At 63.4% G+C, this 410-nt stretch carries 1 protein-coding gene; it reads left to right on the top strand.

Annotated features, from left to right (window positions below):
• Positions 1-79: 79 nt before the first annotated feature.
• Positions 80-410: AI-2E family transporter (locus ACI94_RS09095; protein WP_286681342.1), on the top strand; the 331-nt coding region annotated here is incomplete at its 3' end.

Here is a 410-nt window from a genome sequence, read left to right as displayed (position 1 = left end):
GGCGATCCGGGCAGCGGAGGCCGGAGATTAAAAACTCGCCCGGAAAACTCTTTCTTTTGGGAAGACCCATATCGTCCTTGTGAAGATCATCGGCGAGAACCTCTCCCCCCCTGCCCGGATCGCGATCATAGGGGCCGCAGTCGTCATCGTGCTCGCGGGGGCGAGAGCAGCAACGCCGATCCTCGGCCCGCTCCTCGTTGCCGTCTTCTTTGCGATGATCACCGCACCCGTCATGGCGTGGCTGACCCGACGGGGAGTGCCGCAAATCCTTGCCGCCGTAATAGTCGTCGCAGGGCTCATCGGGATCTTTGCCGGGGTCATCGCCTTCCTCGGCGTGGTCCTCACCGAATTCGTCCGCTCCCTGCCGCGCTACCAGGCGAGCCTTGAAGCAGAGATCGCCGTCCTTGCCG

This window comes from Methanoculleus sp. DTU007 (genome assembly GCF_001512385.1).
Classification (GTDB): domain Archaea; phylum Halobacteriota; class Methanomicrobia; order Methanomicrobiales; family Methanoculleaceae; genus Methanoculleus; species Methanoculleus thermophilus.
The sequence above is the reverse complement of the archived record's forward strand: the minus strand, read 5'-3'. Positions and strand labels throughout refer to the sequence as shown.